Annotated in this window: 30 protein-coding genes, 1 tRNA gene and 2 pseudogenes; 16 read left to right on the top strand and 17 right to left on the bottom strand. The window is 71.6% G+C overall.

Going from position 1 to position 26,506, the window contains the following annotated elements; genetic code table 11:
* Positions 1-29 precede the first annotated feature (29 nt).
* Positions 30-884, bottom strand: coding sequence for a trehalose-phosphatase (otsB, locus tag ACWD5Q_RS05095; protein WP_451425622.1), 855 nt, complete (start codon positions 882-884; stop codon positions 30-32).
* Positions 885-1,013: 129 nt separating this feature from the next.
* Positions 1,014-1,241, bottom strand: coding sequence for a DUF3263 domain-containing protein (locus tag ACWD5Q_RS05100; RefSeq protein ID WP_451425623.1), 228 nt, complete (start codon positions 1,239-1,241; stop codon positions 1,014-1,016).
* Between the two features lie 107 nt (positions 1,242-1,348).
* Between ACWD5Q_RS05100 and ACWD5Q_RS05105 the strand changes: the two genes are divergently transcribed.
* From ACWD5Q_RS05105 to ACWD5Q_RS05115, 3 genes are all read left to right on the top strand, one after another.
* The gene (locus ACWD5Q_RS05105; protein ID WP_451425624.1) at positions 1,349-2,293 is read left to right on the top strand and encodes an ROK family protein; all 945 of its coding nucleotides are present in this window, start codon (positions 1,349-1,351) and stop codon (positions 2,291-2,293) included.
* Positions 2,293-3,435, top strand: a complete 1,143-nt coding sequence (gene nagA / locus ACWD5Q_RS05110; RefSeq protein ID WP_451425625.1) for an N-acetylglucosamine-6-phosphate deacetylase — start codon at positions 2,293-2,295, stop codon at positions 3,433-3,435. The genes ACWD5Q_RS05105 and nagA overlap by 1 nt, the downstream gene beginning before the upstream one ends.
* A 178-nt stretch (positions 3,436-3,613) precedes the next feature.
* On the top strand, positions 3,614-4,543 hold the full coding sequence (locus tag ACWD5Q_RS05115; RefSeq protein ID WP_451425626.1) for a 1-phosphofructokinase family hexose kinase: 930 nt from the start codon (positions 3,614-3,616) through the stop codon (positions 4,541-4,543).
* Positions 4,544-4,805: 262 nt separating this feature from the next.
* Here ACWD5Q_RS05115 and ACWD5Q_RS05120 read toward each other — a convergent pair whose 3' ends face one another.
* Positions 4,806-5,750: a CBM35 domain-containing protein gene (locus tag ACWD5Q_RS05120; protein WP_451425627.1), complete on the bottom strand. Its 945-nt coding sequence runs from the start codon at positions 5,748-5,750 to the stop codon at positions 4,806-4,808.
* A gap of 116 nt (positions 5,751-5,866) precedes the next feature.
* Positions 5,867-7,531: a diguanylate cyclase CdgB gene (gene cdgB, locus ACWD5Q_RS05125; protein WP_451425628.1), complete on the bottom strand. Its 1,665-nt coding sequence runs from the start codon at positions 7,529-7,531 to the stop codon at positions 5,867-5,869.
* Between the two features lie 429 nt (positions 7,532-7,960).
* Between cdgB and ACWD5Q_RS05130 the strand changes: the two genes are divergently transcribed.
* Positions 7,961-8,536, top strand: a complete 576-nt coding sequence (locus ACWD5Q_RS05130; protein WP_451425629.1) for a flavin reductase family protein — start codon at positions 7,961-7,963, stop codon at positions 8,534-8,536.
* 13 nt (positions 8,537-8,549) lie between these two features.
* Here ACWD5Q_RS05130 and arfB read toward each other — a convergent pair whose 3' ends face one another.
* The gene (gene arfB, locus ACWD5Q_RS05135) at positions 8,550-8,987 is read right to left on the bottom strand and encodes an alternative ribosome rescue aminoacyl-tRNA hydrolase ArfB (RefSeq protein WP_451425630.1); all 438 of its coding nucleotides are present in this window, start codon (positions 8,985-8,987) and stop codon (positions 8,550-8,552) included.
* A 153-nt stretch (positions 8,988-9,140) separates the two neighbouring features.
* Here arfB and ACWD5Q_RS05140 point away from each other — a divergent pair, with 153 nt between their 5' ends.
* The 7 genes from ACWD5Q_RS05140 (at position 9,141) to ACWD5Q_RS05170 (ending at position 12,333) form a co-directional block, all read left to right on the top strand.
* Entirely contained in the window at positions 9,141-9,716 is a 576-nt protein-coding gene (locus tag ACWD5Q_RS05140) for a TerD family protein (protein WP_451425631.1), read from the top strand.
* A 106-nt stretch (positions 9,717-9,822) separates the two neighbouring features.
* Complete coding sequence (locus ACWD5Q_RS05145; protein WP_451425632.1) at positions 9,823-10,335, top strand: N-acetyltransferase family protein; 513 nt, start codon at positions 9,823-9,825, stop codon at positions 10,333-10,335.
* 7 nt (positions 10,336-10,342) lie between these two features.
* On the top strand, positions 10,343-10,537 hold the full coding sequence (locus ACWD5Q_RS05150; RefSeq protein ID WP_451425633.1) for a hypothetical protein: 195 nt from the start codon (positions 10,343-10,345) through the stop codon (positions 10,535-10,537).
* Positions 10,538-10,549: 12 nt separating this feature from the next.
* Positions 10,550-11,050 (top strand): hypothetical protein, encoded by a 501-nt coding sequence (locus ACWD5Q_RS05155; protein ID WP_451425634.1) that lies wholly within the window; start codon positions 10,550-10,552, stop codon positions 11,048-11,050.
* A gap of 204 nt (positions 11,051-11,254) precedes the next feature.
* The gene (locus tag ACWD5Q_RS05160) at positions 11,255-11,929 is read left to right on the top strand and encodes a pentapeptide repeat-containing protein (RefSeq protein ID WP_451425635.1); all 675 of its coding nucleotides are present in this window, start codon (positions 11,255-11,257) and stop codon (positions 11,927-11,929) included.
* Between the two features lie 51 nt (positions 11,930-11,980).
* Positions 11,981-12,055 (top strand) — tRNA-Asp (locus tag ACWD5Q_RS05165).
* Positions 12,056-12,096: 41 nt separating this feature from the next.
* Complete coding sequence (locus ACWD5Q_RS05170) at positions 12,097-12,333, top strand: Acb2/Tad1 domain-containing protein (RefSeq protein WP_451425656.1); 237 nt, start codon at positions 12,097-12,099, stop codon at positions 12,331-12,333.
* Positions 12,334-12,574: 241 nt separating this feature from the next.
* On the opposite strand, the gene ACWD5Q_RS05175 is transcribed toward ACWD5Q_RS05170, so the two are convergent.
* A complete protein-coding gene (locus ACWD5Q_RS05175) occupies positions 12,575-12,790 on the bottom strand; it encodes a hypothetical protein (RefSeq protein ID WP_451425636.1) in 216 nt (71 codons plus the stop codon).
* A gap of 37 nt (positions 12,791-12,827) precedes the next feature.
* On the opposite strand from ACWD5Q_RS05175, the pseudogene ACWD5Q_RS05180 reads away from it, so the two are divergent.
* Positions 12,828-12,939 (top strand): annotated as a pseudogene (locus tag ACWD5Q_RS05180) (SgcJ/EcaC family oxidoreductase); the annotation flags it as partial.
* A gap of 674 nt (positions 12,940-13,613) precedes the next feature.
* On the opposite strand, the gene ACWD5Q_RS05185 reads toward ACWD5Q_RS05180, so the two are convergent.
* From ACWD5Q_RS05185 to ACWD5Q_RS05195, 3 genes are all read right to left on the bottom strand, one after another.
* Complete coding sequence (locus ACWD5Q_RS05185) at positions 13,614-14,087, bottom strand: N-acetyltransferase family protein (RefSeq protein WP_451425637.1); 474 nt, start codon at positions 14,085-14,087, stop codon at positions 13,614-13,616.
* Between the two features lie 120 nt (positions 14,088-14,207).
* On the bottom strand, positions 14,208-15,614 hold the full coding sequence (locus tag ACWD5Q_RS05190; RefSeq protein WP_451425638.1) for an NAD(P)/FAD-dependent oxidoreductase: 1,407 nt from the start codon (positions 15,612-15,614) through the stop codon (positions 14,208-14,210).
* 10 nt (positions 15,615-15,624) lie between these two features.
* A complete protein-coding gene (locus tag ACWD5Q_RS05195; protein ID WP_451425639.1) occupies positions 15,625-16,290 on the bottom strand; it encodes a rhomboid-like protein in 666 nt (221 codons plus the stop codon).
* A gap of 245 nt (positions 16,291-16,535) precedes the next feature.
* Here ACWD5Q_RS05195 and ACWD5Q_RS05200 point away from each other — a divergent pair, with 245 nt between their 5' ends.
* Together ACWD5Q_RS05200 and ACWD5Q_RS05205 are read left to right on the top strand one after the other, a co-directional pair.
* Positions 16,536-17,618 carry a right-handed parallel beta-helix repeat-containing protein gene (locus tag ACWD5Q_RS05200; protein WP_451425640.1) on the top strand — a complete coding sequence of 361 codons (1,083 nt, stop codon included), beginning with the start codon at positions 16,536-16,538 and terminating at the stop codon, positions 17,616-17,618.
* Between the two features lie 75 nt (positions 17,619-17,693).
* Positions 17,694-17,804, top strand: a pseudogene (locus ACWD5Q_RS05205) (methyltransferase); the annotation flags it as partial.
* Between the two features lie 107 nt (positions 17,805-17,911).
* On the opposite strand, the gene ACWD5Q_RS05210 reads toward ACWD5Q_RS05205, so the two are convergent.
* From ACWD5Q_RS05210 to ACWD5Q_RS05240, 7 genes are all read right to left on the bottom strand, one after another.
* A complete protein-coding gene (locus ACWD5Q_RS05210; RefSeq protein ID WP_451425641.1) occupies positions 17,912-18,244 on the bottom strand; it encodes a TcmI family type II polyketide cyclase in 333 nt (110 codons plus the stop codon).
* Positions 18,245-18,302: 58 nt separating this feature from the next.
* Entirely contained in the window at positions 18,303-18,782 is a 480-nt protein-coding gene (locus tag ACWD5Q_RS05215) for an SRPBCC family protein (RefSeq protein ID WP_451425642.1), read from the bottom strand.
* A gap of 1 nt (position 18,783) precedes the next feature.
* A complete protein-coding gene (locus ACWD5Q_RS05220; RefSeq protein WP_451425643.1) occupies positions 18,784-19,041 on the bottom strand; it encodes an acyl carrier protein in 258 nt (85 codons plus the stop codon).
* Between the two features lie 91 nt (positions 19,042-19,132).
* Entirely contained in the window at positions 19,133-20,383 is a 1,251-nt protein-coding gene (locus tag ACWD5Q_RS05225; RefSeq protein WP_451425644.1) for a ketosynthase chain-length factor, read from the bottom strand.
* Positions 20,380-21,648 carry a beta-ketoacyl-[acyl-carrier-protein] synthase family protein gene (locus ACWD5Q_RS05230; protein ID WP_451425645.1) on the bottom strand — a complete coding sequence of 423 codons (1,269 nt, stop codon included), beginning with the start codon at positions 21,646-21,648 and terminating at the stop codon, positions 20,380-20,382. The genes ACWD5Q_RS05225 and ACWD5Q_RS05230 overlap by 4 nt, the downstream gene beginning before the upstream one ends.
* Positions 21,645-22,100: a cupin domain-containing protein gene (locus ACWD5Q_RS05235; RefSeq protein ID WP_451425646.1), complete on the bottom strand. Its 456-nt coding sequence runs from the start codon at positions 22,098-22,100 to the stop codon at positions 21,645-21,647. Before ACWD5Q_RS05235 ends, ACWD5Q_RS05230 begins: the two co-directional genes overlap by 4 nt.
* 65 nt (positions 22,101-22,165) lie before the next feature.
* On the bottom strand, positions 22,166-23,317 hold the full coding sequence (locus tag ACWD5Q_RS05240) for a SchA/CurD-like domain-containing protein (protein ID WP_451425647.1): 1,152 nt from the start codon (positions 23,315-23,317) through the stop codon (positions 22,166-22,168).
* Between the two features lie 622 nt (positions 23,318-23,939).
* Between ACWD5Q_RS05240 and ACWD5Q_RS05245 the strand changes: the two genes are divergently transcribed.
* On the top strand, positions 23,940-25,136 hold the full coding sequence (locus ACWD5Q_RS05245; RefSeq protein ID WP_451425648.1) for an alpha/beta hydrolase family protein: 1,197 nt from the start codon (positions 23,940-23,942) through the stop codon (positions 25,134-25,136).
* Between the two features lie 199 nt (positions 25,137-25,335).
* A complete protein-coding gene (locus ACWD5Q_RS05250) occupies positions 25,336-25,917 on the top strand; it encodes a hypothetical protein (RefSeq protein ID WP_451425649.1) in 582 nt (193 codons plus the stop codon).
* A 160-nt stretch (positions 25,918-26,077) separates the two neighbouring features.
* Here ACWD5Q_RS05250 and ACWD5Q_RS05255 read toward each other — a convergent pair.
* Positions 26,078-26,506 (bottom strand): Uma2 family endonuclease (locus tag ACWD5Q_RS05255; RefSeq protein ID WP_451425650.1); only part of this gene is annotated, 429 nt, incomplete at its 5' end.

The raw sequence follows: 26,506 nt of genomic DNA on the forward strand, positions 1-26,506 counted from the left end.
CGGTCCTGAACCAGGGGTGACGACGGCCCTCAGGGGCGGTCCGCCAGGCGGTCCCCCAGCGCGGTCACCAGCCGTACGACGCCTTCCGGGCCGTCGACCACGAGATCCGCCCGGTCGGCCAGTTCCGTGACCTCCTCGCTGCCGCTGCAGACCAGCAGGCCGGGCAGGCCGTCGGAGCGGAGCGTCTCGACGGCGGCGAAGGCGGGGAGGTCGCCGAGGTCGTCCCCCACGTACATGACCGCTCCGGCGCCGGTCCCGCGGACGTACTCCGCCAGGGCCACTCCCTTGTCCATGCCGGGCGGGCGCAGCTCCAGGACCATGCGGCCGGGTTCGACGATCAGGCCGTGGCGGGCGGCGAGGCCGGTGAGGGGTTCGCGCAGGGCCTCGAAGGCGGCCTGCGGATCGTCGGCCCGGCGGGTGTGCACGGCGACGGCGCGCCCCTTCTCCTCGATCCAGGTGCCGCGCCGGGCACCGGTCTCGTCCAGGAGGCCGGGGAGTTCGGCGCGGACGGCGGCGACGCCCGGGTGCGGGGCGGGGGCGTCGACGGTGCCGGTGCGGGCGTCCCAGCGTTCGGCGCCGTAGTGGCCGAGGACGACGAGGTGGTCGAGTCCGGGTACGCCCGCGAAGCCGCCGTAGCGGACGGCGACATCGGCCGGGCGGCCGGTGACGACCGCGACGGAGGCGACCTTCGGGGCGAGTGCCGCGAGGGCGGGGACCGCGTCCGGGTGGGCGCGGGCCTGGTCGGGGTCCGGGACGATCGGGGCGAGCGTCCCGTCGAAGTCGAAGGCGAGGACGGCCCGCTCGGGCCGGGCGAGGATGGCGGCGAGACCGTCGCGCCCGGCCGGGGTGGCGGGCGTCGGCAAGGAGTCCGTGTGGCTACCCATACGGCGACCCTATCCGCGCGGGGCCGGGCGCACTCCTGACCCCGGCACACGCACCGGACACGCGACGCCCGGTCCCCTCGGTGTCCGCCCGGCGCGGTCAGCGCCCAGCACCGTCAGTGCCCGGCACGGTCAGCGCTCCGTGCGGCGGGAGTCGCGGACGCGGCGCAGACGGTTGACGGTGACCGGGGCGTGGGCGAGGGCCCTCGGGTCGTCGAGGAGTGCGTTGAGCAGCTGGTAGTAGCGCACGGGGGCGAGGCCGAGCTGCTCCCGGATGGCCCGTTCCTTGGCGCCCGGCCCGGGGAAGCTGCGCCCCTCCAGGGCGAGGACGGCCTTTTCCCGGGGGTTGAGCTCTTCCATGGGGAAACGGTAGCGGCAGGGGCCGACAGAGCGGACGGCTCCGCCGGTGGCGTTAACCGCCATGAGTGGACTAGACCTCTTCCGGGTCCAGGGCCCACACTGTCTCCGTGAGACATGTCATCGCCCTCGATGTGGGCGGCACCGGGATGAAGGCCGCCCTGGTCGGCGCGGGGGGCGAACTGCTGCACCAGGCGCGCCGGGCCACCGGCCGCGAGCGCGGGCCCGACGCCGTGGTGGAGTCCATCCTCGGTTTCGCCGCCGAGCTGCGCGCGCACGGCGAGCGGCACCTCGGCGAACCCGCGGGCGCGGCGGGCGTCGCGGTACCCGGCATCGTGGACGCCGACCGCGGCGTCGCCGCCTACTCGGCCAACCTCGGCTGGCGTGACGTACCCCTGCGCGATCTGCTCAGCCGCCGCCTGGCCGGCGTGCCGGTCGCCCTCGGGCACGACGTGCGCACCGGCGGGCTCGCCGAGGGCCGCATCGGCGCGGGCAAAGGCGCCGACCGCTTTCTGTTCGTCCCCCTCGGCACCGGCATCGCGGGTGCCATCGGCATCGACGGCCGGGTGGAGGCCGGGGCGCACGGCTTCGCGGGCGAGATCGGCCATATCGTCGTACGGCCCGGCGGGATCCCCTGCCCGTGCGGCCAGACCGGCTGTCTGGAGCGGTACGCGTCCGCCGCGGCCGTCAGCGGGGCCTGGGCCGAGGCGTCCGGGGACCCGGAGGCCGACGCCGCCGACTGCGCGCGGGCCGTCACGTCCGGGGACCCGGACGCCGTACGGGTCTGGCAGGAGGCGGTGGACGCGCTCGCCGACGGCCTGGTCACCGCCCTCACCCTGCTGGACCCGCGCACGATCATCGTCGGCGGGGGGCTCGCCGAGGCGGGAGACACCCTCTTCACGCCGCTGCGCGACGCCGTCCTGCGACGGCTCACCTTCCAGAAGGCGCCGTCGCTCGTCCCCGCGGCACTGGGGGACACCGCCGGCTGCCTGGGCGCGGGACTCCTCGCCTGGGATCTCCTCGAAACCACTGACCGCTCGGAGGTAACCGCCTGATGGCCCCCAGCAAGGTTCTCGCCGGTGCCCGCGTGGTGCTGCCCACCGGGATCGTGGACGACGGCCGCGTCGTCGTGGAGGGCACGCGGATCGCCGGGACTCCTCCCCCGGACGCGAAGACCATCGACGTACGGGGCCACTGGCTGGTCCCCGGCTTCGTCGACCTGCACAGTCACGGCGGCGGCGGGGCGGCCTTCTCCGGCACGGCCGACGAGATCCTCACGGCCGTCCGCACCCACCGGCTGCACGGCACCACCACCCTCGTCGCCTCGACCGTCACCGAGGACATGGACGTCCTCGTCCGGCAGGCCGGGCTGCTGTCCGAACTGGCGGAGCAGGGCGACATCGCCGGGATCCACTTCGAGGGGCCGTTCATCTCGCCGTGCCGCAAGGGCGCGCACTCCGAGGAACTGCTGCGCCATCCGGACCCGGCGGAGGTCCGCAAGCTGCTCGACGCGGCGCGCGGCCGGGCGAAGATGGTCACGCTGGCCACCGAACTGCCCGGCGGCATCGACTCGGTGCGCCTGCTCGCGGAGCACGGCGTGATCGCGGCCATCGGGCACACGGACGCGACCTACGAGCAGACCGTGGAGGCCATCGACGCGGGCGCCACCGTCGCGACGCACCTGTTCAACGCCATGCCGCCGCTCGGCCATCGCGCCCCCGGGCCCATCGCCGCGCTCCTGGAGGACGAGCGGATCACGGTCGAGCTGATCGACGACGGCACCCATCTGCACCCGGCCTCGCTCCAGCTCGCGTTCCATCACGCGGGGGCCGCACGGGTCGCGTTCATCACGGACGCCATGGACGCGGCGGGCGTCGGCGACGGCCGCTACCTGCTCGGCCCCCTGGAGGTGGAGGTGGCCGACGGGGTGGCGCGCCTGGTGCAGGGCGGCTCGATCGCGGGCTCGACGCTCACTCTGGACCGCGCCTTCCGGCGGGCGGTCACCGTCGACCGGCTGCCGGTGCAGGACGTCGTCGCCGCCATCTCGGCCAATCCGGCCAGGCTGCTGGGCGTCTACGACCGGGTGGGTTCCCTGGAGCCCGGCAAGGACGCCGACCTGGTGCTGCTGGACGAGGAGTTCGCCCTCAAGGGCGTGATGCGCCGCGGAACCTGGGTGGTCGATCCCCAACTGGGATGATTCATCCGTTTGTTGGTGCACGGCGGTCGGCCCAGGGACTGGGCCGACCGCCGACTCATTTGGCATGATCGAGCCTCCGCACACCACCGGCGGCAGGCGCATCCTGGGATTCCGCTCACGGGAACCGACGTGCGCAACCACCGGACACGCCGTCACGACATGCGAGGGAGGTCCCCAGGTGATCCTGACGGTCACGCTGAACACCGCTCTCGACATCACCTATCGCGTACCGGCGCTGAGGCCGCACACCGCGCACCGGGTGACCGAGGTGACCGAACGGCCCGGCGGCAAGGGCCTGAACGCGGCCCGGGTGCTCGCCGCGCTCGGCCACCAGGTGACGGCCACGGGCTTCGCGGGCGGCGCGACGGGCCGCTCCCTGAAGGACCGGCTCACCCACACGCCCGGGGTCGTGGACGCGCTCGTCCCGGTGGCGGGCGCGACCCGGCGCACCGTCGCGGTGGTCGACGAGAGGACCGGCGACACCACCCAGCTCAACGAGCCGGGCCCGCTGATAGCGCCGGCCGAGTGGTCGGCCTTCCTGGACACCTACGCCGACCTGGTGCGCTCCGCGGCGGCGGTGGCCCTGTGCGGCAGCCTGCCGCCGGGGGTGCCGGTGGGGGCGTACGCCCAACTGGTGCGCACCGCACGGGCGATGGGGGTGCCCGTCCTGCTCGACACGAGCGGGGAGCCGCTGCGCCGCGGGGTGGCGGCCCGGCCGGACATCGTCAAGCCGAACGCCGACGAACTGGCCGAACTCACCGGCTCCCACGAGCCGTTGCAGGCCACCCGGGACGCCCGCAGGCGCGGGGCGCACACGGTGGTCGCCTCGCTGGGCGCGGAGGGCCTGCTCGCCGTGAACGCGGAGGGGCTGTGGCGGGCCGTGCCGCCGCGCCGGATCGCGGGCAATCCGACGGGCGCCGGCGACTCGGCGGTCGCGGGCCTGCTGTCGGGACTGGTGGAGCACCTGCCCTGGCCGGAACGCCTCGCCCGGGCCGTCGCCCTGTCCGCGGCGACCGTTCTGGCCCCGGTGGCGGGCGAGTTCGACCGCGACGCCTACGAGGACCTGCTGGAGCGGGTGGCCGTCACAGGCGAGGCAACGGCGGCGTGAGGCCGGTTGGCGCCCCTGGGGGTGCTGGTGCCTGTGGGGGCGCTAGCGCCCCGACAGGCAACGTTCGCCCCGTCGCGACGCCCGGCACGCTCCCCCAAGCTCTTCGAGCAGGGGGTACCCCCACTCGCCGCACCGCCCGAAAGCCCAAGTACATCCAGTACGAGGACTTCCGGCCGGCACTCCCCCAGCCTTCGGCCGGGGGGACCCCCAGAGCACGCACCGGACGCCGCTCCTTAACGGGCGAACGTTGCCTGCCGCGGCACTAGTTCGCCCAGCCGTTCGTCAGCCAGAACTGGTCGAGGTTGGCGTTGCACTGGTTCCCCTGCTCGCAGGAGATCCGGATCGTGTTGGTGCCCTTGTTGAGCTGGATGTAGTTGAACGTCTTGGTCCAGCCCTTCTCCCAGTCGCCCTGGGGCGCGTTGGCCCAGTTCTTCAGCTTCAGGGGGTTGGTCTGGGGCGTGCCGTTGATCGTGAGGGTCGCGGTGGCGTCGACGCCGGGCACGTCGTAGCCGGTGTGCAGCGTGTACTTGCCGTCCGCGGGGACGTTCACGCTCCAGGTCACGGCCGCGCCGACGGCGTTGAAGCCGCCCACATAGACCCCGCCGTCCGCCTTGGCGCCCTTCACGTCGGAGGCCGTGGCCGTACCGCCCTCCAGCCGCAGGGTCTTGGCGTCGGTCTTCGGGAGTGCGCCGGCGGCCGCGGACGCCGAGGTCGACGCGCTCGGGGAGGCGCTCTGCTCGGTGGTCGGGCTGCTGGACGCGCCGCCCGCCGTGTCCTTCTTGTCGCCGCCGCCCAGCATGGCGACCCCGATGCCGATGACGACCGCGGCGACCACCGCGATCGCGCCGATCAGCAGACCCTTGGTGTTGGGGCCCCGGCCCCGGCCGCCACCGCCCGCTCCCACCGGTGCCTGCCGGGTCGTGGGCGCGCCGCCCGGCTGGGTCTCGGGCGCGGCGTAGTGCGCGTTCGGCTGGCCGTAGGGGGCCTGGCCGTAGCCCTGCTGCTGGGGCACCTGCCCGTAGGGGGCCGCGGGGGCCTGCGGCTGGCCGTACTGACGCTCGCCGACCGTGCGCACTCTGTTGACCGAGCCCGGGTAGCCGTAGCCGCCGGTGGGCGGCTGGGCGCCGTTGGCCTGACCGTCGGCGTAGAGGTAGCCGAACGGATCCTCGTCCTCGGGCGTGCTCGCGCCGTTGTCGCCGGGCGTCATCCCTAGGTCTCCTCAACAGGTGCGGGTCCAGATGCATACATGGCTGAATGGCGAGCCTACCCGCTCCCTGGGCCCCCTACGGCTGTTCTTCCCGTCACCCCTGCACTGAGCTGGGGCTATCCCGCACGCCGGTGCTGTTTGGGACGAGATCGTTTCTCGACGTACATCCGTTCGTCAGCGGATTTCAACACTTCGTCCGCGGTCATGCCGCAGTGGGCCCACCCGATGCCGAAGCTGGCGCCGACCCGCATGGCGCGGCCGTCCACCCGGATCGGCTGGATGATCTCGTTGCGCAGCCGTACGGCGAGGTCCTGGGCGTCGGCCTTGCCGAGCCCGTCCGCGAGGACGACGAACTCGTCGCCGCCGAGCCGGGCCACCGTGTCCCCGTCGCGCACGGCGCGGCTGAGCCGCCGGGCGACCTCGATGAGGACGGCGTCCCCCGCGTTGTGCCCGAAGCGGTCGTTGATCGACTTGAATCCGTCGAGGTCGCAGAAGAGCACCGCGAGCCCCTTGGTGCCGTCGTCGGCGTCCCGGTCCGGGGCGACGGTGTGCACATGGTGGTCGAAGGCGTCGAACGGCCCCGGGCCGGTGTGGAAGTCGAAGGCGTGCCCGCTCCCGTCGTACGCCGCCGGGTGGTCGGCCTCGTACGCGGCGTCCAGGGACTCGGCCGCGCCCGGCGGCAGGGACTGCGGCCGCTGGCACAGCCGGGCCGACAGCCGGGAGCGCAGCTCGGCCGAGTTGGGCAGACCGGTGAGCGAGTCGTGGGAGGCGCGGTGCGCGAGCTGGAGCTCGCGGCGCTTGCGTTCCTCGATGTCCTCGACGTGGGTGAGCAGGAAGCGGGGCCCGTCGGCGGCGTCCGCGACGACGGAGTTGCGCAGGGACACCCATACATACGTGCCGTCCCGGCGCCCGAGCCTCAGCTCGGCCCGGCCGCCCTCGGCGGAGGTGCGCAGCAGGGTGCCGATGTCCTCGGGGTGGACGAGGTCGGAGAACGCGTAGCGGCGCATGGCGGAGGCGGGCCGGCCGAGCAGCCGGCACAGGGCGTCGTTGGTGCGCAGGATCCGCCCGTGCTGGTCACCGCCCATCTCGGCGATGGCCATGCCGGAGGGGGCGTACTCGAAGGCCTGCCGGAAGGACTCCTCGCTGGCACGCAGGGCCTGCTGCTCCCGTTCCAGGCGGACGAGGGCCCGCTGCATGTTGGCCCGCAGCCGGGCGTTGCTGATGGCTATGGCGGCCTGGAAGGCGTACATCTGGAGTGCCTCGCGCCCCCAGGCGCCGGGCCGCCGCCCGTTGCGCGGGCGGTCCACGGAGATGACTCCGATGAGCTCGCCGCAGGCGCCCTGGACGCCCGGCGTGTACATCGGCGCGAAGAGGCGGTCGGCGGGGTGCCACTCGTCCTCGAAGCGGGGCTCCGGGCCTTCGGTGTGCCACTGCGGGACGTCGTCCTCGTCGAGGACCCAGCCCTCGGTGTGGGGTATGAACCGCAGGTCGTCCCAGGCCTCGCCCATGCTCAGCCGGCGGTCCCAGGAGGCGCGCGAGCCGACCCGGCCGGTGATCAGCGCCTCGGCCGCGGTGTTCCCGGCGAGCGCGGCGACGACGAGGTCGCCGTCCTGGCGTACGAGGTTGACGGCCGCCAGCTCGTAGCCGAGACCGGTGACGATGCCGTCGGCGACGGTCTGCAGCGTGTCCGCGAGGCTTCGGGCGGTGTTCATGTCCGCCATCACCCGGTGCAGCTGCCGCAGGGTGGTCAGGCGGACATATGGCTCCGAGTCGGTCTCCATGCGCCCTCCCCTCGAGGTCTCGCAGCAACTCCACAGGGACGCTTCGGGGTTCTACGGTTCTCTCGGTCTTCCTCGGTACGCTACTCCGAGTACTCCGGGTGTAGCGTCGCGCAGCGTCCCTGCCACTGAATCACAGCGTGCTGCCCACTAGGTACACAGGGTCAACAAAATACGGCTCCTGTGACTCAAGTCACAGCAAAACATGAACAATTGGGTGAGGATTCCGCGCTTTTTGGACGCGTTCTGCGAACACGATGCGTCACCCTATGGAGACACTGTGATCATACGGGCCAACCGATCGCGCCCGGCGCCGAGTTGGGCCCCCCGCAGGGGCCGGCCGGCCTCCGGCGGCCTCGGCCGCCGGACCTAGGTCCCGGCTCGGCCCCGGGCCCGATGTGGGGCCTTCGGGGCACCTACTAGCGTTCTTGTGTGCTGAACACTCCGCCCGTCCCGCCGCTGACCGCCGTCCCGCCCGCCTCCGGGCATCCTGAGGGGGTGAGCAACGACGAGTTCCGCGCCGCCATGTCCCGGCTGGCCGCGGGCGTGGTCCTGGTGACCGCGCACGAGCCCGCGCTGGACCCGGAGGGGCCGGGCGGCGAGGACGTCGGCATGACGGCCAACGCGTTCATGTCGGTGTCCCTGGACCCGCCCCTGGCCCTGGTCAGCCTGCGGGAGGGCTCCCGCATGGACGACCTGCTCGCCGAGCAGCCCCTGTGGGCGGTCTCCCTGCTCACCGAGAGCCAGCGGCACATCGCCGGCCGCTTCGCGATGAAGGGCCGCATCAGCGACCGGCTCCTGTTCCAGGACATCGCCCACGTCCGCGGCGAGGCCTCCGGCGCACCGCTGATCGACGGCTCCCTGGCGACCCTGGAGTGCCGCACGGAACAGCGCGTGCGGGCCGGCGACCACACCCTGGTCATCGGCCGGGTCCTCACGGCCCGGATACCAGGCACGGAGGGCGGACCGCTGCTGTACTTCCGCGGGCGGTACCGCCACCTGGGCTAGCGAGAGCCGCTCTCTAGGGCCAGTCCCGGCCGGTGCGGCCCCGCTTGGTCTCGCCGCGCCGCTTCTTCTCCCGCAGCCGGCGTTCGTTGACCCCCCGGGAGATCCGGGTCGGCTTGCGCGGCTTCGGCGGCGGAGCCGTCGCCTCCGCGAGCAGGGAGGCAAGGCGTACGGCGGCGGCCTCGCGGTTGCGCCACTGCGAGCGGTGCTCCGAGGCGCGGACGGTGACGACGCCGTCGACGAGCCGCCCCGCCAGCCGCCGCAGGGCCCGCTCCTTCCACACCTGCGGCAGCGCCTCGGTCCGCGCGAGGTCGAAACGCAACTCCACCTGGGTGTCGCTGGTGTTGACGTGCTGCCCGCCCGGGCCGGACGAGCGCGAGAAACGCCACATCAGCTCGGCCTCGGGAAGCGAGACGGAGCCGCGGATGACGTGGGGACCGGACATGACGTCCATGGTCCCGGTTCCGCGCGGTCCGCGTCACCCGGATTTCCCCCCCCACGGAAGGTAAAAAAGGTAAAGAGACCCGGAACCATCAGTACCCCCCTCGGCGTTCTTATGGGCGGTAGCTTCATCCGCACACGTACCGAGGGAAGGGACTCCCGAACAATGGCTGTAAGCCTGTCCAAGGGTGGCAACGTCTCGCTCACCAAGGAGGCTCCGGGCCTGACGGCCGTCACCGTGGGCCTCGGCTGGGACGTCCGCACCACCACCGGCACGGACTTCGACCTCGACGCGTCCGCGATCGCGGTCAACCCCGAGGGCCGGGTCTACTCGGACCAGCACTTCGTCTTCTTCAACAACAAGCAGACCCCGGACAACTCGATCGTCCACACCGGTGACAACCGCACGGGCGAGGGCGCGGGCGACGACGAGGCGATCAACGTCAACCTGGCGGCCCTCCCGGCCGACATCGACAAGATCGTCTTCCCCGTCTCCATCTACGACGCCGAGACCCGTTCGCAGAACTTCGGCCAGGTGCGCAACGCGTACATCCGCATCGTCAACCAGGCCGGCGGCCAGGAGATCGCGCGTTACGACCTCTCGGAGGACGCGGCCACGGAGACGGCCATGGTCTTCGGCGAGCTGTACCGCAACGGCGCGGAGTGGAAGTTCCGCGCGGTCGGCCAGGGCTACGCGTCGGGCCTGGTCGGCATCGCCCAGGACTTCGGCGTCAACGTCTGACGCCGGGGACGCCTGCCCGGGAGCCCCTGCCGCGGTGCGCCGCGGCCGGGGCCCCGGTCGGCCCCGGGACCCCCTGGAGAGCTCCGCACGGGATACGTTGATGTCCGTGATCCTCCAGCCCCTGCGGCTCTCCGCCGACCACGACATCCCGGCCCCGCTGCTCACCGAGCTCACCGCGCTGTACGCCTCCCACCGCGACTTCCACGCCCTCAGCGGCGACTTCCCGGACCCGGACGACATCCGCCCGGAGCAGGTGGCGAGCGCGCTGGCCGACGAGTTGGCGCACCCGCACGCGGAGGTCCTGCTCGCCCGCACCCGGGGGCGGCTGGCGGGCATCGTGATCACCCTCACCCGTCATCCCGACCCGGCCGACCCGGACCCGTGGATCGGCCTGCTGATGGTGGACGCGGCCCTCCAGCGGCAGGGGTACGGCCGACGCCTGGCCTCCCTGGTCGAGGAGCGCTTCCGCGCCGCGGGCCGGACCGCCGTACGCCTCGCGGTCCTGGACGGCAACTCCCGTGGCCTCGCTTTCTGGACGTCCCTCGGCTACGAGACCGTCGCCCACCGCCCGGACCGCGAGAAGGCCCGCCCCTGCACCGTGCTCCGCAAGGAGCTGTGACCCTGCCGTGACGGTGGCCGGCCGCCCAGCCCCGGACGACGCCGGGGAAGGTGTCGCCGCCGGCGGTCTGCCGGATCTTCTGCAGGACCATCGCACCCCGTTCGCAGAGCTGTCCGGGACCTGCGCGGCGCTCGGCGGCTTCGCGGGCGGGAACCGTGATCCCACGGGGCGGCCCGCGACGGCGGAGCCGACCGCGGCGTGACACCATCGCCCCGTGCTCGACATCGGCTACGCCCTCTCCCCCCGCTTCCCCGACCCCCCGCAGACCGACTACCGCCGTGCGGACGTCTACGCCGTGCGGCACGACCTGTTCTGCGGTGACATCTACCTCGCCGACACCGAGGCGGACCGGGAGCTGTCCACAGCCTGGGGATGGGTGCCGGTGCTCGACTTCGCGTGGGCGCTGTGCGACATCGCCGAACTGCTCGACAGGGACCCGCTCGGCAGCCGCGCCGCCCGGCCCCAGCACGCGGAACTGGACTTCACCGAGTCCACCGACCGCCTGCTCTTCGAGCGCCGCTTCGGCTGGGTGGACATCGAGGCGGAGTGGCTGCCGCCGGCCGAACCCCCGCTGTCCTTCTCGCACACCGAACTGCGCCGCGAGGCCCGGGACTTCCTGCACGATCTGATCGCCGACCTCACCGACCTCCACGAGGACCTCGCGGACAACCCCGCGATCTGGACCCTCCAGTCCCGCTTCCCCCGCGTCGGCTGAGCGGGCGCGGTCACGGGCGGTGGTCAGCCGGGCCGTGCGCCCTTCGGCCCGCGCGTCCCCCGGGGGCCGTGCGCCCGGAAGACGCGGACCTGACCGTCACACCCGCGACCGGACCCGCGGCGGCATGCTGCCCGCCGCCCTCCGGTGGGCGAGGCGTCGTCGCAGGTGGGAGGGATTGTCAGGGGCGGGGTGCAGCATGGGGGCATGGTGCGGAACGATTGGGTGGTGAAGCCGGCGCGGCGGCCGGAGGTGCGGCTGCCGGAGCTGGTGGCGTTTACGGACGGGGAGTTGACGCCGGACGGGGACTACGACGGGCTGGAGTTCCGGGACACGGACCTCGCCGGGCAGGAGGGCGGAGGCGCCCGGTTCCTGGACTGTGCGCTGACGGGCTGCGCGCTGGACGAGACGCGGTTGCGCCACGCCCGCGTGGTGGACTCCGTCCTCACGGGCATCCGGGGCGTGGGCACGGACCTCGCCGAGGCGAGCCTGCGCGACGTGGAGCTGGTGGACGCCCGGCTCGGTGGGGTGCGGTTGCACGGCGCGGTGCTGGAGCGGGTGCTGGTGCGCGGCGGGAAGATCGACTATCCGAACCTGCGCAGGGCGAGACTCAGGGACGTCGTCTTCGAGGGCTGTGTCCTGGTCGAGCCGGACTTCGGGGGCGCCCGGCTGGAGCGGGTGGAGTTCGTGGACTGTGTCCTGAAGGGGGCGGACCTCACGGCGGCGACCCTGGTGGACGTGGATCTGCGCCGTGCGGCGGAGCTGGACATCACGCGCGGAGTGGACCGGCTCTCGGGCGCGGTGATCAGCCATGCCCAGCTTCTGGACCTGGCGCCGGTGCTGGCGGCGGGGCTGGGCGTCCGGGTGGCGGAGGACGCCTGAGCCCACGGGGCCCGGCGGCTGGGTCGCGCCAGTCGCCGGGATGGACTTCCGGGTCCCGTAGCTCAGGTTGGCGAGAACGCCCGATCGTCGATCGGGAGGCCGCCGGTTCAAGGCCGGTCGGGACCGCTTTCTCCCGCCTGGCAGGGTAAGAAACGACGTACGACGAGATCTGTAAACGGTTCGACTACCACCCTCCGCGGTGTGAGCAGACCGCAGAACTCCACGCGAAGGTGCGCGCGGAGTTCAAGCGGCTGGCGCCGGCGCTGAATGAGCAGCTTCCGGACGACCGGGAGCAGTCGATTGCCTTTATGCACCTGGAGGACGCCCTGATGTGGTTCAACGCGGCGATTGCCCGCGGGTACTGCCTGTGCGTCCAGCCGACGCAGCCGCCGAACGCGTGTTGATCGTGCCCGGGAAGTACCCGCAGGTTCGCGCACCGGAATGCCTCCGGTGTGGCGGTTCGAGTCCGCTGGGTGCGCCATTCGGTCCGGAACGTCTTCCGGAACGCCGGTGTTACGCACGGCGCCTGTCGACGGCGTCGTGGTCGTCGTCGGGCACGGGCCGGCGGGCGCCCCGGCTGTCGGCGATACGCAACACGTCAACGAGGGTCTGCGTGGCCGCCCGCAGCGCGAGGCGTAGTGGGTACTACCGTGCCTTGCGGTCGTCGAGTACCGCTTGGGCGCCTTTGAGGACGTCGGCGGCGTCGCGCAACTGTTCTGCCTCGATCTCGTCCGCGATGCGGGCCCGTACGCCCGGGGTGCCGTTCCTGGACAGGAGGCCCGGCTTGCCGGTGTCGGTCTCCCACGGCCGTAGCCGCAGCCCTGGTCCATGTGCGGGGACGGCGCTTCGGTCGTAGATCACGCGGTCACCTCCACCCCGTGAATCCAGCGGAGCCTCCGATGCCCTCTGGACGACCGCCCACCGGCAAGGTCCTGATCGGCTTCCACGCGATCGCCGAGTTCACCCGCACCGTGCTACCCACCGCGGCCGGGGACGGTGAGGTCACCTACGCGGCGGAAAGGTTCGCCGCGGGGCGGTCAGGACTTGGGGCACGTCCGCGGCCGTGGTGTACAGCGGCTACGGGCAGGCAGTTGGCTCCACAAGTGCGACACATTTCCCGAATGTGTCGCAGTTCGGCCGGTACACCACCCTTCGGGGGCACGACCGCCGCAACGACGTCCACGTGGCCGATCAGCCAGTTCGGAGCGGCCCAGAGCCCCATTTGACACGCTCTACACGGCGGCAAGCTCGCACCACACGGCCTTCCCCCGATCCCGGGTGTGGTCTGGTGCCGGTTCGGTCCGCGCGAGGGCTGGTGGGCAGGGCTTCGCTGGGGGCTGGTGCCTCGTGCTGGAACTCCGGGGCCGAAGCGGGCGTTGGAAGGAAGAGAGCCGGCAGAGATCAGCAGAGACGTGACATTCGCCAACACCATCAGAAAGAGCCCCTGGCCCGTAGAGGGTCAGGGGCGCGCACCCGCACCGATGGCCGAGCCGCAGCCACGCCTCCGGGCACTCGACATGGCACTACGCGGCATCAACGTAGGCATCGACGTGATCCACGGCGTACACGTCGGCCCGAACAGCCGCCACCATCCACGTGGCAATGGCCTGAGCAACACCTGAGAGCTCCCAGAGCCCCCCCGAGACCCTGGGGGTTCTCTGTGTGCATCGCCTCGCCCGCGCCCCTACTGGCCCGTTCCGAGCCTGGTCAGAGCGTCGTCCGTCAGGCGGTACACGGTCCACTCGTCCTGCGGGCGGGCGCCCAGGGCCTCGTAGAAGGCGATGGTGGGGCTGTTCCAGTTCAGGACCGACCACTCCAGGCGCTCATAGCCGCGTGCGACGCAGATCCGGGCCAGTTCCGTCAGGAGCGCCTTGCCATGGCCGCCGCCCCTGGCCTCGGGGCGCACATACAGGTCCTCCAGATAGATCCCGTGCACGCCCCGCCAGGTGGAGAAGTTCAGGAACCACAGCGCGAAGCCGACGACCTCGCCGTCCTGCTCGGCGAGGTGTGCGAACGCCGCCGGGCGGTCGCCGAACAGGGCCTCGTGCAGTTGCTCCTGGGTCGCCCGTGCCTCGTCCGGCGCCTTCTCGTAGTCGGCCAGCTCGCGGATCAGGGTATGGAGGACGGGGATGTCGTCGGGGGTCGCGGTGCGGATCATGCGCGCAGTGTCACAGGCGGTGGCGGGGCCCGGCAAGCCCCCGCCCCCGCCCGCGCCGATCAGCGCGGACGTCGTGGAGCGATCGTCCGATCCCGCGTCCGACAGGCGGGGAACGGGTGGTCAGTGCCGCCCGGCCACCCGGTCCGCGAACCGCGCCAGCGCCGACGACTCGGTGCCCGGAGCGGTGAGTTCACGCCGGTCCGCGGTGCGGTAGGTGGTGTACATGCCGTGCACCCCGAGCCAGCGCAGCGGCTCCGGCTCCCACTTGCGCACCCGGTGGTTCACCCACGGCAGTTCGGTCAGAGCGGTCCCGCCGGCCTGGCCCGAGTCCTGCTGGACGAGGTCGCGGAGGGTACGCGCGGCGAGGTTCGTGGTGGCGACGCCCGAGCCGACATACCCGCCCGCCCAGCCGAGCCCCGTCGAACGGTCCAGGGTGACCGTCGCGCACCAGTCGCGCGGCACCCCGAGCACGCCCGACCAGGCGTGGGCCAACCGCACCCCGGCCAGCGAGGGGAAGAAGCGGACCAGGATCTCGTGCAGCGCCTCGACGGTGGCGGGCTGGGTACGGCCGTCGTTGTCCGTGCGGGAGCCGAAGCGATAGGGCACGCCGCGGCCGCCGAGCGCGATCCGGCCGTCGGCGGTGCGCTGCGCGTACATGTACGCGTGCGCCATGTCACCCAGCGCCTCGCACCCCTCCCAGCCGATCTCGGCCCACTGCGCGTCGGTCAGCGGCTCGGTCGCGATCATGGAGGAGTTCATCGGGAGCCAGGTGCGTCGCTGCCCCTTCAGCGACGCCGTGAACCCCTCCGTGCAGCGCAGGACATAGGGCGCGCGGACCGTGCCGTAGGGCGTCACCGCGTGCCGGGGGCGGATCTCGGTGACCGGTGTGCCCTCGTGGATCGTCACCCCGAGCGCCTCGACGGCCGCCGCGAGGCCCTTGACCAGCTTGACCGGGTGCAGCCGCGCTCCGTGCGGGGTCCAGGTCGAGCCGACCGCGTGCGCCACCCTGATCCGCTCGGCGGTCTCCCGGGCGCCGTACAGCTCACGGTCCTTCTCGCCGAACGACAGCTCGTGCTCGTGGAACGCCTTCAGGCGGGCGAGCTGGGCGGGGGTGTACGCGACCTCCAGGACGCCGCCGGCGCGCACATCGGCGTCGATGCCCTCCTCCTCGGCGACCCGGGCGACCTCGGCGACCGTCTCGTTCATCGCCTTCTGCAGGCGTACGGCGGCCTCGTGGCCGTGCAGTCGCGCGTACCGGTCGCGGCCCGCGATGCCGTTGTAGAGCCAGCCGCCGTTGCGGCCGGAGGCGCCGTAGCCGCAGAACTTCTGCTCCAGCACGGTGATGCGCAGGAAGGGGGCCGCCTTCTTCAGGTAGTAGGCGGTCCACAGACCGGTGTAGCCGCCGCCCACGATCACGACGTCGGCGGTCGCGTCCCCGGGCAGGGGCTCCCGCGGGGCGGGGAGGCCGTCGTCGGCGTACCAGAAGGAGATGCCGCCGTTGACGACACCGCTCGCTGCGCTGTTCATGCGCCGGACGTTAACTCCTGAGAGCGGCCAGTGTCTCCTTCGGATTCCATGCTTTTTTCCGGTCCCGGGTCAGCGGATGGCAGCAGAGACCGATCAGCACCGATATGCCGTGGCCGAAATCGGTGAAGGTGGGAGCGAGGACCAGGGGGACGGCGTACACGGTCAGGACGACCGCCAGATACGCGTAACGCCAGGGTGCCGCGATCCGGTAGGTGAGCACCGCGACGACCCCGGCCAGTGCGTAGCTGACCCCTATGTCCAGGGTGTTGGCGGCGGAGAGCGGCGCGACCCCCCGGCGTATCGCCAGTAGCAGGGCGCCCTCGCTGGCGAGGGTGGCCAGGACGTGTGCGGCGACGCACACCACCAGCCAGCGCGCGGTGCCGAGCCAGCGCTCCGCCTGCGCGTGGAAGACGGTGTAGAGCGCGGCGTACGGCAGCCAGTGCCCGCTTTCGACCCACATCGCGCTGGCGATGAACGCGTGGACGGGATGGGACGACAGCTCGTGGATGTTGGTGGACCGCTGACGGAGGAATTCCTCCTCGACCTGCGGCGGCATATGGTGCAGGGCGACGGTGGTGACGAACAGGACGGCCAGCCAGAGGTAGGTCCCCGGGGCGCTGCGGACGTAGGCCGCCACTGCTCCGAGTCCCCGCCTCAGCGGTATCACCGTGTCCACGTACGCCAGTATGGTCGGCCACCCGGCCGATGTGCTTGGCGAGCGGGCCACCCCCTGGAGCCGGAAGCACCCGGGGATCGGGCGCGGGCCGCGCGGCTCCCGGAGGGAGAACGGCCTGCGGCGGCGCCGTCGGACACGGGCGCGCCGCACTTCTTTTCGCACGCACGTTCAACGTTCCAAGGGACACACCACCAGATGGACGTTCCAGCTTTCTCCCCTTTATAAGGGGTCATAGCGTACAGAATATGACGAAACGCCATATCGCCTCCCTGGCGTGCGCAGCAGCCCTCGTCGGTTCGGGACTGGGCGCCGCACCGCCCGACACCGAACCCACCACCCACCGGGTGCACCCCGGGGAATCGATCCAGCAGGCGGTGGACGCCGCCCGTTACGGGGACACCGTCCGGCTCTCCCCCGGCACGTACCGCGAGAGCGTGAGGATCACCACGTCCGGGCTGACCCTGGCCGGCGCGGGACCCTCCACCGTGATCACACCGGACACCGCGTCGCGCGGGAACGCCTGCGCGAAGGCCGGAACCGGGATCTGCGTGGAGGGACAGAAGGGCCGCACCGTCGACGGCACCACCATCTCCGCACTGACCCTGTCCGGCTTCCCCAGGAACGGGCTGTGGTCCTCGTACACCGACCGGCTGACCGTCACCGACGTCACCGCCGAGAAGAACGGGCGGTGGGGGCTCGCGCAGGAACGTTCCACCCATGCGGTGTTCCTGGACAACAGAGCCCGGGACAACGGCGACGCGGGCCTGTTCCTCGCCAACGCGGTCGACACCGAGGAGGGCGCCATGGACGCCCAGGGGACGATGATCGCCCGGAACGACCTGCAGGGCAACCACGTCGGCGTCACCCTCCGCCGCCTCAGGAACCTCACCGTGGCGGACAACGAACTCACCGCGAACTGCGCGGGGCTGTTCGCCGTGGGTGACGAGAACACCCCGCGGACCGGGGCCCTGACCGTGAGCGACAACCACGTCTACGGCAACAACAAGTCCTGTCCGAAGAGCAAGCGGCTGCCCGCCTTCCAGGGCGTCGGGATCGCCCTCACCGGCACCGAGGACACCCTCGTGACGCGCAACGACATCACGGGCAACGTGGGCCGGTCCCCCTTCTCCGGCGGGGTCGTGCTCGTCAAGAGCATGGTCGGCGCCCCGAGCGCGCGGAACCGGATCAGCGGCAACGTGCTGCGGCACAACTCCCCCGCGGACCTCGTCAACGCCGCCAAGGGCAAGAACAACGTCTTCCAGAGCAATCTGTGCGGGACCTCCACCCCCGCGGGACTGTGCCGACCGGCCGGCCCCGGTACCGGCTGACCCACCCCCCACCGGCGGATTCAGAGAGGAAAGGCGGCACATGACGACCGCGACCCCTGGTGTTCGTCGGTCGCGAACACCACCGGGAGCATGGTCGACCGGCTGACCGCCGCGGGACTGGTCGTCGGCACGGTCCGCCCGGTCAACCCCTGTCTGCACGCCTTCGACTGCACCGTCCCGGCCTGACCCCGCCGCGGCGGGGCCGCACCGCGCACAGCAACGGTGCGCACAGCACCGGTCGCCGGGTCCGCGTTCCTCGCGCGGGCCCGGCGACCGGTGGTCGTATGGGCGGTTCAGGAAGTGGCATCCCGCTCCCAGAGGTAGAAGCGCTGCGCCATCGCGTCCTTGGGCGAGCGCCAGGTCGCGGGGTCGTAGGCGCTGACGTACGCGGAGAGCCGCTCGCTGATGCCCCGGAACTCCGGATGCCCGGCCACCTTGGCGATGGCGGGGCCGGGGTCCTGATCGGCCTCCACGAGATGCATATACACGTCACCGAACTGGAAGAGGCTGCGCCGGGTGACCCCGACGAGATGCGGCAGCTCTCCCCGGTCGGAGTCCTCGAACACCTTGGCGATGTCCGGGGCCGAGCCCGGGGCCATCCGGGCGACGATCAGGGCTTGGTGCATCGGCCTGTCCTTTCCATCCGGTTCGTCCGGTCCATCCGGTCCATCCGGTCCGTCCGGTTCAGTCGGTGAGGGCCGGCGCGGGCCGGTGCTCGGCGGCGGCCTGCTCGACCCGGTCCCGGATCAGGGCCATCTGGACCTTGGAGTTGCGGTTGATGTTGTCGGTCATCCAGGCGTCGTCGACCGGCGCCTCCGGCTTCATCTCGAAGTCCTGCGTCCACACCATCCGGGTGCCCTCGGTGACCTCCTCGTACTGCCACCGGATGTTCATGTACGCGAAGGGACCCGGCTCGACGCGGCGGGCCTTGACGCTGAGCGTGGGGCGGTCCGTCTCCCGCTCCGAGACCCAGCTCCACACCGTGCCGTTCTCGTCGGGGTGCATGGTCAGCCGGAAGGTCGTCCGGTTCCCCTCGCGCGAGAGGACCTCGCAGGAGGCGTACTCGCTGAACAGCCGCGGCCAGTTCTCCAGGTCGTTGGTCATGTCCCAGACGAGGTCGACCGGGGCGGCGATGGTGATGGCGTTCTCGGTGCGTCCGGCCATGTCAGGCTCCCGCCATGAGGGTGGTGTTGACGAGGTCGAGGAACTGCCGGGGGGTCTTGCAGCGTTCCGCGTCGGGCGGCATCGGGGTGCCGTGCCGGTTCTCCAGCTCCCCCACGATGCCGAGCAGACCGAGCGAGTCGATGCCGAGGGCCTCGAAACCCGAGTCGTAGCTCTCCTCCAGGTCCTGCGGGGCCACGGTGACCCCGGCGGCCGTCTTCATCAGTTCGGCCAGCTCTTCCACGGTGATGCGGTCACTCATGCGGTGCCTCTCCTTCACTGAGGTGTGCTGCGGTGTGCTGCTTTCCGCAGGGATGGGTACGAGCGGTCGTGGTGTGCTGCGGGATGCCTCGCTAGGAGGCGTCGGCGGCTCCGTGCCGCAGCACGAGCGCCGAGTTCGAGCCCATGAGCCCCCGGCTGAGGACCAGCGCCGTGCGCAGCTCGGCGGGACGGGCGCGGACGGTCACCAGGTCGAGGTCGTGGCAGGGATCGACCACATGGGGCGTGGGCGGGATCAGGTCGTGCTCCATCGCGAGCACCGCCGCGGCGGTGTCCAGTACGGGCGCCGCGCAGTAGCCGCGTCCGATCCCCGTCTTGGGCGCCGTGACGGGGACCCGCCTGCCGTGCGCGCCCAGAACGTCGGCGATCGCCAGCGCCTCGGCACGGTCCGCCGCCGGTACGCCGAGGGCGTCGGCGAAGACCACGTCGATCTCCTCGGGAGCGCAGCCGGCCTCGTCCAGGGCGCCGCGGATCGCCTGGGCGAGCCCCGCCCGGGACTCCTCCCAGCGGGAGGCCCCGGTGAACGTGGCCGCGTGCCCCGCGAGGGTGGCACGCACGGGCACGCCCCGCTCACGGGCCGAGCCCACCTCCTCCACGACCAGCATCGCGCCGCCTTCCGCGGGCACGAACCCGCAGGCGTCGGCGGTGAACGGCCGGTAGGCACGGGCCGGATCGGCGGCCGTGCTCAGCTCCTCGTACCCGAGCTGGCAGACCCCCGAGTAGGGAGCCAGCGGCGCCTCGGTCGCACCGGCCACGATCACGTCGGTGCCACGCCCCACCGCCCGCGCGGCGTGCGCGAGGGCGTCGAGACCGCCGGCCTCGTCGGCGGCGACGACCGAGCAGGGGCCCTTGAACCCGCGGCGGATGGAGATCTGGCCGGTACTGGCGGCGTAGAACCAGGCGATGGACTGGTACGGGCCCACGAAACGGCTGCCCTTCCCCCACAGCCGCTGCAACTCCCGCTGCCCGAACTCGCCGCCCCCGGACCCGGCCGCGGTGACCACCCCGGCGACGAACGGAGTGCCGCTCAGATCGGCCTGGCCGAACCGGGCGTCCTCCAGCGCGAGATCGGCCGCGACCATCGCGAAGTGCGTGAACCGGTCGGTCTGGACGAGGAAGCGCTCCTCGATCGTCGCCGCCGGCTCGAAGACGCGGACCTCGCCCGCCACGCGGAGCGGCAGATGCTCGCAGCCCTCCCGGGTGACCCGGTCCAGGACGCTGAGGCCCGCCTGAGTGGCCTTCCAGAAGGTGTCGGTGCTCGTTCCGTTGGGCGCGACGACGCCGATTCCGGTGACGCCGGCGCGCCGTGCGTGCGGTGCGCTCATCGTGTCCTCTCCCTCGGCCGGGTCAGGATCACCGCGGACTGGAACCCGCCGAACCCGCTGCCCACGGAGAGCACGTTGTCCAGCCTGCGCTCGCGGGCCGCGCGGGGCACGTAGTCCAGGTCGCACTCGGGGTCCGGGGTCTCGTAGTTGGCGGTGGGCGGTACGGCCTGGCGGTCCAGGGCCAGCACACAGGCCACCACCTCGATCGCCCCGATCGCCCCGAGGGAGTGCCCCACCATCGACTTGATGGAGCTCATGGGGATGTCGTAGGCGTGGTGCCCCAGGGCCCTCTTCACCGCCGCGGTCTCGTGCCGGTCGTTCTGCCGGGTGCCCGAGCCGTGCGCGTTGACGTAGTCGATCGCCGAGCCGTCGAGCCGCGCATGGTCCAGCGCCTCGTCGATCGCCCGCGCCATCTCCAGGCCCTCGCTGGTCAGACCGGTCATGTGGTAGGCGTTGCCGAAGGTGGCGTAGCCGCTGATCTCGCAGTACACGCGCGCCCCACGGGCCCGGGCGTGCTCCAGCTCCTCCAGGACGAGCACCGCGCCGCCCTCGCCCATGACGAACCCGTCACGGTTGTTGTCGAAGGGACGGGAGGCGTGGGCGGGATCGTCGTTGTTCGGGGAGGTGGCCTTGATCGCGTCGAAGCACGCCATGGTGATCGGGGAGATCGGCGAGTCCGAGGCACCTGCCAGGCACACGTCGGCCCGGCCTTCCTGGACGGTGTGCAGGGCGTATCCGACCGCGTCGAGCCCGGAGGTGCAACCCGTGGAGACGGTCTGCACCGGCCCGCGGGCCCCGAAGCGCTCCGCCACCGTCGAGGCGAGGGTGCTCGGCGAGAACGCGCGGTGCAGATGCGGCTGCGCCTTGCGGGGGTCCACGTCCCAGCGCTCCCCGTGGTTGCTGACCAGGACGTAGTCGTGCTCCAGGCGGGTGGTGCCGCCGACCGCGGTGCCCAGGGAGACCCCCACCCGCCAGGGGTTCTCCCGCTCCGTGTCGAGTTCGGCGTCCCGCACCGCCTCCGCCCCGGCCGCCAGCGCGAACTGGATGTACCGGTCGCACCGCGCGATCTGCTCCTCGTCCAGCCCGTGGGCCGTCGGGTCGAAGTCGCACTCGGCGGCGATCTGGGACCGCAGGCTGGACGGGTCGAAGAAGGTGATGCCCCGCGTCGCGGTACGGCCGCTGGAGAGCAGGTCCCAGAACGCCCGTACGCCGATGCCGCCCGGCGCCACCACACCTATGCCGGTGACCGCCACCCGCCGGGTCATGAACGGACCTGGTCTCGCTCGGCCGGCCGGCCGGCGCCGGCCTCGGCCGCCGGCGCCGCGACCGCGTCGGTCCCTTCGGTGTCGACATGGCCCAACTGCGGGCGCGGGGCCAGCGGACCCAGATGGAAGACGATCCTGGCCTCCGTGTCACCGACGTTGCGGAAGCGGTGCCGCATATAGGCGGGGATCAGCAGCCCCTGCTCGGGCCGCAGCGGCTGGGATTCGCCGTCCAGGTCCACCTCCAGGCGCCCGCAGATGACGTAGACGAACTCCTCGGAGTACGGGTGGTAGTGCTCCCCGATGCGGTCGCCGGGCTGCACGAGGGCCACACCCATGAAACCGCTGGTGGAGCCGACCGTGGCCGGGGTGAGCATGGCGCGCAGATCGCCTCCGCGCTTGGTGTTGGGCTCGGTCTCGCTGAGATTCACGATCCGTGGCCGGGGTTTGATCACGTCGTTCCTCCGGTGGTGTGCTGCGTCGACAGGGGGGCGCGGCCGCTACGGCCCGCGGGTGCCGGTCAGGCCTGGTCCGACCGGCGGTCGGTGACGAGTTCCATGCGGGCGAGCTTGAAGATCTGCGCGGCGTCGCCGGCCTTCAGCGCCGAGCCGTCGCCGCCGAGGGCCTCGCCGTCGAGGAGGGACATCAGCTCCGCCGCCCGTGCGGAGTCCGCGCCGAGGGAGCGACCCGGGTCGCCGTCGAGGCCGGCCCGTACGTCGACCAGGCGCACCACGATCTCGTCGCGCTGGAAGATGGTGCTGCGGCAGACCGGGCAGTTCGGGTCGTTCGCCGACGCCTCGTCCTGCTCCGCGAGCAGCCGGGCGAGCTGCATCCCGCGGCCCGGACGGGCCGGGTAGTACAGCGCCTGCCGCACCGCCTCCGGGCACTCCTCGTCCGCCGTCACATGGTGGACGGCGGGGACGGCGGCCCGGGCGAAGAACACCCGCGCGGCCTCGGGGTCGCCCAGGTCCCGCTCCTGCTCCAGGTAGGGGTTGATGGCCTCCTCGACGGCCCGCACCTCGGGCTGCTGGGCGACGTAACGCAGCGCGGCGAGCAGGTCGCCCTCCACCTCGATGGCCCGTACGACCCGGTTGCCGTGCATGAACAGCGAGGTGCGGCACAGCCGCGTCTTCTTGTCGACCTGCGCCTCGGGCGGGGCGTAGTTGGCGAGGATCTTGGCGACGGTCGCCTCGCTGCCGGGCTTGACGGTGAAGCTGAGCGCGTGGCGGATCCTGCCGTCACCGATCCTGGGCGCCACCTGCAGTCGACGGGTGCCGGACTCGGCCGGAGCCGCGCCGCTGGTCTCGCGGACGATGTGGAAGCGCAGCGACCGGGTGTCCCGGATACAGCTGTTCATCGGCCGCACCATCTGCACATGCTCCTCGCTGTTCACCCAGTCGAGGAACGGCGGCGCGCTCTCCCACTCACTGGTGATGAGCCACTGGGAGGGGTTCTCGATCGACTGGCAGAGCTGGTCGCTGACATGTCCGGGCACGGACGCGACCTGGCTGCACAGATGCTCGTACGCCTCCAGGAACTGCTGCTGGGCTCCGTCGTAGATGTCCAACAGCAGAACGACCCGCAGGCGGGAGCCGTCGAAGACGGACTGGGAGACGCGTTTGGTCATCTGGCGGGTCAGCGGTCCTGACAGGCGTTCAGACGTTGTGGTCATCCTGCGCACTTCTCCTTACGCGGGGGCAGAGGGCGGCGCCGGCCGCGGGTGACGCGACGTCAGCGTTCCTCGATCTTGTGCCGGGGGCAGAGCGCGCGCGACTCGTATGAACCACGTGGGTGACGGGGTCCCCGGCCGGACGCGGGGCCGCTCCCAGCAGGGCATGGACACGGCAAAGCGGCCGGCCGGGCGCGGGCCTACGGCACGACGGGGCTCACGGCCGGGGAGTGCGCCGATCGGCGTGGACCACGGCATCCCCACCGCGTCGAGCAGTGCGCACCAGGGCGGCCATGAAGGCCGCTGATGCGACGTGCGCGCACCTTCAATGCCTGGCAGTGCACTTCTCGAACGGGTTTCGGCGCAAGTCCCGGCCGGATTCCGGGGGCATCACCGCGCTTATCACCAGCAACTAAACCAGCCCGTCAATCAAAAATCGCTACAAGACCGCGGTTCCCCTCGGCCCCTCGGGAAAATTCGGACAGTCTGGACGGGAGCTACGGTTTTATCAACGGCGATCACGTTCTCCGATGGCGCATCACCAATGCACCCCGTCGAAGACCACACCCGGACGCCGAGCGTGGAGGCAGGGCAACCAAGCCCGCCCGAGTGAAGGGATTTCTCCGTGGAGTTCATCTTCAAGGACCAGGCATTCAAGTTCGAGACACTGCGCGCCGCGGGATTCGCGGGGGACGCCGGCGCCGACATCGGCGAGGTCATCGTGACCACCGCGCAGATTCCCGAGGGGGACGAGGACGCGTGGACCGCGGCCTGGAAGGCCACCGCCGAGCGCACCGCGAAGCGGGGTGAGGACTCACTGCAGGCAGGCGACCCGGTCAGCGCGCGCGAGGCCTTCCTGCGCGCGTCCAGCTACTACCGGTCGGCCGAGTTCTACCGCCGCAGGGACCCGCTCAACGACCCCCAGGTCCTCGAACTGTCCCGGCTGTCCAAGGACTACCTCGTCAAGGCGGGCGCCCTGCTGGACGGCCCGTTCCGCGAGGTGACCATCCCCTACGAGGGCGGCGAGATCCCCGGCTACCTCTTCCTCGTGGACGACAGCGGGGAACCCCGGCCGACCGTCATCTACACCAACGGCTTCGACTCCACCCGCGAGGAGGGTTACTGGGTCATCGGCGCCGCGGCGCTGCGGCGCGGCTACAACTTCCTGGCCTACGACGGGCCGGGCCAGGGCTGGATGATCCGCGAGAAGAAGGTGCCGTACCGGCCGGACTGGGAGAACGTGCTGGGCCCGGTCGTCGACTACGCCCTGACCGTGCCGGAGATCGACAACGACAAGATCGCGCACTTCGGCTACAGCCTGGGCGGATACCTCGTGGCGCGGTACGCCGCCCACGACCACCGGTCGGCGGCGATCGTGTGCAACGACGGCCTGATCAGCTTCTACGCGTCGTACCCTCCGATCCCCACCGACACGCTGCGCCTCGTCGAGGAGAAGCGGGACGATGAGGCGCTCCCGCTGCTGGAGGCGATGATCAAGGACGACACCAACGCCCGCTGGGGCCTTCAGAACGGTGTGTGGGTCAACGGGGTCTCGAACTTCGCCGAGTACGTCCGCAGCACCCGCGACTACACCCTGGCCATGGACGACGTCCACAAGATCCAGACGCCCGTCCTGATCCTCGAGGGCGAGAACGACAAGGTCTTCGCCGGCCAGGCGACCAAGCTCTCCGCGGAACTGCGCGCACCGCATGAGCACGTTCTGATGCGCAACGCCGACGGCGCGGGCGAGCACTGCCACGAGGGCGCGATGTACCTGCTCCACCAGACCGTCTTCAACTACCTGGCCAAGACGCTCCGCTAGGCGCGTCTTCCACAGAGCAGCGCCGGGCACGGAAACAGGGGGCTCTCGACGTCTCCGTGCCCGGCTGTCCGTCTCCCACAGCACCAGGTCTCGCACACGCGTGCGACTCGCGGCGCATTCCGTCCGTGGAGGGTACGGCGCCCTCGGCGCCGGTCGCGCACACCCGTTGTCGGTTCTTCTTCCAAGGAGGAGTGGGGACGTGACGTTCTCCGCCTCGGCCTTTCCGCCCCTGGCCCTCGGATTCTTCGGTCTCGGGACCGGATTCCTCATATACGGCCCGCACGAGTTGTTCAGATACCCGAAAAAGAGCGACGCCACGGACCGGGCCCTCGGCGTCTGGGGACTGTGGATGCCCGGCCTGTGCCAGTTCATCGTGGGCATCATTCTCTTCATCGGACTGACCTGGTTCCAGGTATTCACCAAGTCACCGCAGTTGTATATGGCGGCGCTGGCTTTCTCCGCCTACGGAATTCACTGGTTCGCGCTCGGCTGGAACCGCTACCGCGGCAATGACCCGCAGACCAACACCGGCATGTCCGTCGCCTTCATGGTGATCTCCGCGATGGGTGCCACGGTGTTCTTCAAGGTCGGTGACTGGCCGGTGGGCCTGCTGTTCCTCGGACTGTTCGCGGTCTACTTCTGTGACTTCTTCGCCTCGATCGGGATCAAGCTGGGCGAACGCGCACTGGGGGCCTTCCGCATCGTGACCGGCGGCTGGGTCCTGTACCTCGCCTACGCGGCCACCGTCGACTTCTCCCTGGCATACCACTGGCCCGTGTAGGCACCAGACGGACGGCGCCGGCGAGCGCAGGCCGGCGACGGCCGCGGTACCGGCCGGACGGCGCCCATGGCAGCACTCCCGCGAAGCCGCGTCCCACGGTCGCCTTCGCTCACGACGATCACGAAAGCCCAGGCCAGAAGCCACCTGACCTGGGCTTCGGTCAGATCTGACCGAGGTCGATCTCCACCGGGAACGGAGCCGCGACCTTGACGACCCCGGTGAACACATCACCCTCCCGGTAGGTCTTCGTCGCGGGGTCGAGGACGTAGGTGTACACCAGGGGAACGCCCGTCGCGGCCTGCTCGATCCGCCAGTAGAAGGCGATGCCGGCCTTGGCGTACTGGTCGGTCTTCACGATCCGGTCGGTGGTCTCCGACCCCGGCGAGACAACCTCCGCCACCAGCACCACATGCTCGGGCCTAGTGGGCGTGACATCGAGCGTGTCCGCGCGATACACGACGACGTCCGGCCGGCGATTGGTGAGCGGCACGTCCTGCAGCCGGACGTCGAAGTCCGTGTCGGCGTTCCAGTCCGGCCCCGCGGCGGCATCCAGAGAGTTGGCCAGGATCCGGGCCAGACGGTTGTGCCG

It is taken from the genome of Streptomyces sp. NPDC002513, from assembly GCF_053595355.1.

What these genes read in the sequence shown, in the direction of transcription:
- otsB (WP_451425622.1), bottom strand. Translation starts at nt 884, where the DNA reads ATGGGTAGCCACACGGACTCCTTGCCGACGCCCGCCACCCCGGCCGGG.
- ACWD5Q_RS05100 (WP_451425623.1), bottom strand. Translation starts at nt 1,241, where the DNA reads ATGGAAGAGCTCAACCCCCGGGAAAAGGCCGTCCTCGCCCTGGAGGGG.
- nagA (WP_451425625.1), top strand. Translation starts at nt 2,293, where the DNA reads ATGGCCCCCAGCAAGGTTCTCGCCGGTGCCCGCGTGGTGCTGCCCACC.
- ACWD5Q_RS05120 (WP_451425627.1), bottom strand. Translation starts at nt 5,750, where the DNA reads ATGACGCCCGGCGACAACGGCGCGAGCACGCCCGAGGACGAGGATCCG.
- cdgB (WP_451425628.1), bottom strand. Translation starts at nt 7,531, where the DNA reads ATGGAGACCGACTCGGAGCCATATGTCCGCCTGACCACCCTGCGGCAG.
- arfB (WP_451425630.1), bottom strand. Translation starts at nt 8,987, where the DNA reads ATGGACGTCATGTCCGGTCCCCACGTCATCCGCGGCTCCGTCTCGCTT.
- ACWD5Q_RS05140 (WP_451425631.1), top strand. Translation starts at nt 9,141, where the DNA reads ATGGCTGTAAGCCTGTCCAAGGGTGGCAACGTCTCGCTCACCAAGGAG.
- ACWD5Q_RS05160 (WP_451425635.1), top strand. Translation starts at nt 11,255, where the DNA reads ATGGTGCGGAACGATTGGGTGGTGAAGCCGGCGCGGCGGCCGGAGGTG.
- ACWD5Q_RS05185 (WP_451425637.1), bottom strand. Translation starts at nt 14,087, where the DNA reads ATGATCCGCACCGCGACCCCCGACGACATCCCCGTCCTCCATACCCTG.
- ACWD5Q_RS05190 (WP_451425638.1), bottom strand. Translation starts at nt 15,614, where the DNA reads ATGAACAGCGCAGCGAGCGGTGTCGTCAACGGCGGCATCTCCTTCTGG.
- ACWD5Q_RS05200 (WP_451425640.1), top strand. Translation starts at nt 16,536, where the DNA reads ATGACGAAACGCCATATCGCCTCCCTGGCGTGCGCAGCAGCCCTCGTC.
- ACWD5Q_RS05210 (WP_451425641.1), bottom strand. Translation starts at nt 18,244, where the DNA reads ATGCACCAAGCCCTGATCGTCGCCCGGATGGCCCCGGGCTCGGCCCCG.
- ACWD5Q_RS05215 (WP_451425642.1), bottom strand. Translation starts at nt 18,782, where the DNA reads ATGGCCGGACGCACCGAGAACGCCATCACCATCGCCGCCCCGGTCGAC.
- ACWD5Q_RS05220 (WP_451425643.1), bottom strand. Translation starts at nt 19,041, where the DNA reads ATGAGTGACCGCATCACCGTGGAAGAGCTGGCCGAACTGATGAAGACG.
- ACWD5Q_RS05225 (WP_451425644.1), bottom strand. Translation starts at nt 20,383, where the DNA reads ATGAGCGCACCGCACGCACGGCGCGCCGGCGTCACCGGAATCGGCGTC.
- ACWD5Q_RS05230 (WP_451425645.1), bottom strand. Translation starts at nt 21,648, where the DNA reads ATGACCCGGCGGGTGGCGGTCACCGGCATAGGTGTGGTGGCGCCGGGC.
- ACWD5Q_RS05240 (WP_451425647.1), bottom strand. Translation starts at nt 23,317, where the DNA reads ATGACCACAACGTCTGAACGCCTGTCAGGACCGCTGACCCGCCAGATG.